1 protein-coding gene is annotated in these 3,151 nt (G+C 76.7%); it reads left to right on the top strand.

All coding sequences use genetic code 11. The features are described from left to right. Window positions 1-3,064, top strand: a 3,064-nt coding sequence (locus GXW76_RS25085; RefSeq protein ID WP_211864867.1) for an RHS repeat domain-containing protein, incomplete at its 5' end; no start/stop codon positions are given. Between the last annotated feature and the right edge of the window lie 87 nt (window positions 3,065-3,151).

Raw genomic sequence — 3,151 nt, 5'->3', positions numbered from 1 at the left:
GCCCGAGGCGCAGGGCAGCGGCACGCTCAACCTCGCCGTCACCCTGGTCGCGCCCGACGGGGACCGCCCGCCCGTCGTCGTGGACCTGGCGGGCTTCAGCGACGCCGAGGACGCGGCGGCGCGTCTCGCCGCGGTGCCGGGCGTCACCGCCTTCCCGGTCAGCCTCGGCGGCACGGCGGCGGATGCGCGGGTCCAGGTCGAGACGCTCGGCCGCGGCACCGGCTGGGGGCTGAGGCTGACGGGGAAGGACGCGATCCTCGCCCTCGGCTTCCGCCTGCCGGACTTCGATCCCGCGGCTGACACGCTGGAAGCGACCGGCGGCGGCACGGTGCGCGACGGCGCCGCGGTGACGGCGGCGGAGGCGCGCGCCATGCTGCTGCGAGCCAGCCAGGGTGCGGTCGCGCCGGAACCGGACCCGCCGCCGCTCTATGTCGTCAGTGCCCCGCCCGGCGCCGGGCTGCTGCTCGCCCCCGGCGTGGCGGGCCGCCCCGCGCCGAGCCTCGATTCCGACCCGGCGGGCTACGCCACCTCGCTCTCGGCCACCGCGACAGCCGGTGGGCTCGCCATACCCGGCGGCACGTCGCGGCCGCTCGGCGCGGTGCTGCGCGTCACCTCGGACCTGCAGCGGACCACCATCCCGCTGATCGGCAGCCCCGCCGTACTGCGCAGCCCGGACCCCCTGCCCGCGGACGGTTCGGCCGAGGCCACCGAACAACTCGCCTACCTGCAGGCGAACGGGGTGGGCATCTCGGTGGACGGCACCGTCCATGCGGTGCCGCCCGCGCCCGGCCCCTTGGCCACAGTGGACGACGCCATCGCCTGGATCGCGCAGGCCATCCTGCCTGGCTGGGCGGGGGCGGTCGGCGATCCGCCGCCGGGCACCGCGCGGCACCTGGTGCTGCGCAGCGCCCGGCGCGGCACCGAGGCCGCGATCGAATTCACCTTCCCCGCGGCCGGCGCGCCGGCCTCGGGCCTGCTCGGCTTCGCCGCGACGGCCAATGCCGGCGGCAGCGGCACAGTGCGGAACGCGGACGGGCTCACCATCGTCGGCGCCGGCGGCACGCTGCAGCGCCATCTCGAGAACCATGCCGCCTCGCCGGACACGCCGCAGACGCTCTATCGCGCCGTACCCGACGATGCCGCCGGCACGCTGCGACTGGTGCCGAACAGCACCGCGACCGTGTTGTCCTCGCCCGCCGGCCTGCCGGGGAGCATCACCTCGACGATGCAGGGCGGAACCATCCTGCTGACCACCGGCGCGGCGCAGGTGCTCGATGCGCGGCTCGTGACGATCCGCGTCGCCACGGCCGGAGCAGACCCGGCGACAGTGAGCGCCGTGCTCTGGGGCGCACCGGCACGGTTGCCGGGACTGACGCCGCCCGGCAACCTCGCGGTGCTGGCGGGGCTGACGCTGGAGTTCGAGATCAACGGCACGGCGCGGACCGTCACGCTGGGCGCGCCAGCCGGCATCGACGCCCTCGCGGTGCAGATCGCCCGCGCCTCGGACTGGCAACTCCGCGCCTTCGCGCGCGGCGGGGACCTCATCATCGAGACGCTGCGCGAGGGGCGCGATGCGGCGCTGACACTGACCGGCGGCACTGCGATGACGGACAACGCGGCCACCGGCTTCACTTCCGCCGCCAGGCCGCTTCGCGCGAGCGGCGCCGGCAGCCTCCCCGACCTGGCGGCGGCGACGCCGACCACGATCGGCGCAGCGCTCGAAGCCGGCTGGCTGACGGCCGGAGGGGTGCTCGACAACGTGGTCGTTGGCACGCAGCGGATCGACCGCCGCGAATACGCGCCCGGCAGCGTCGCCGGGAATGCCTGGGTGCTGAGCAGCCAGCGCGCGGGCGTCGCCGGCCGCCTGGAATGGATCGCGACCCAGGCGGCACCGGGGGACCCAGTCTGGAACGAGACCCTGTCGCGCGGCGCCGCTATCCGCGCGGCGGTCGCGCTGCCGGCCATCGCGGGGACCGTCTCGCCCAACGGCCCGCTGGTGATCCGGCTCGACGACAACAGCGGCCCGGACCTGCCGAGCGCGCACGATGTCACGGTGAATTTCGACGGCAGCGCGCTGGACGCCGCCGGGGTGGCGGCGCGGATCGACGCCGCGCTGCGCGCCGCCCGCGCGGGTGCCGCCGGCGCCTGGCCGGACGGGACGGTGGTGATCGAGACGGCGCATCCGGGCCTCGCCGGCAGCCTCGAGATCCCCGCGCCCGGGAACCGCGGCGCGGCCGATGCGCTGGTCGGCGCCGACGTCACGCTGCGCGCGCGCGGCTGGCCCGGCGGCGGGCGCGCCGACGCCTTCCAGCCCATGACCCAGGGCTGGCGCGCGGTGCGGGCAACCGCCGAGGCCCCGCTCACCACTTATGAATTCCGCGCGGATGGCCGCAGCACGGGGCCGGTCGCCATCGCGGTCGGCATGGACGCGAAGGCCGCCGCGCAGGCGCTGAACACCGCCTTCGACGGCACGGCGGGCGGCGGCGCCTTCCGCATCGGGCTCGCCGCGGTGGTGGACGGCGCGCTCTGCATCGAGGCGGTGGTGACGCCCATGACCCTGCTGGTGGACGGCAAGGTCTCCGAGCCGACCAAGGCCGGCAAGGCGGGCGAGACGCCGGAACCGGCGACCGACGGCGCCTTCGACCTGCGCCCGACGGAGGTGATCCGCACCCTGCGCCTGCTGCGCGCCGCCACGGACGACGCCGCCTTCGGCGACACGCATGATTTCGGCTGGCTGCGCCACCCGATGCAGCGCGTCGAGCCGACGCCGCCGGCCACCGACGCGACGCTGGCCACCGCCAGCTTCCCCGCCTTCCCCTTGGGCCGCTGGCTGGCGGCCGTGCGGCCCGACGCGGCGCGTGCCGCCAACGCCGCCGATGCAACGGCGCTGCGGGCGGCGACGGCGATGTGTCCGCTCGCACGCCCGGCGAGCGGCCCCGGCAGCCCGGCGGCACCGCTGATGCTGCGCTACTGGGTGACGCTGTCCGGCAGGACGGACGGGCTGCTCGGCAGCTCGGCGGCAGGGCCGGAGCCCTTCATGCTGGACCTGCTGACGTGGCGCTGACCGGGGAGGCGCCCTTCGGGCTGTTGTGCGTCGGCGGCGGCGGGCGCGCCCCGCCCGCGGCCGACCCCGTCCCCGCCGAGACCTGGT

The sequence above is a fragment of the Neoroseomonas soli genome, assembly GCF_018129065.1.
GTDB lineage: Bacteria > Pseudomonadota > Alphaproteobacteria > Acetobacterales > Acetobacteraceae > Neoroseomonas > Neoroseomonas soli.
This window is presented reverse-complemented; position numbering and strand designations above follow the sequence as displayed.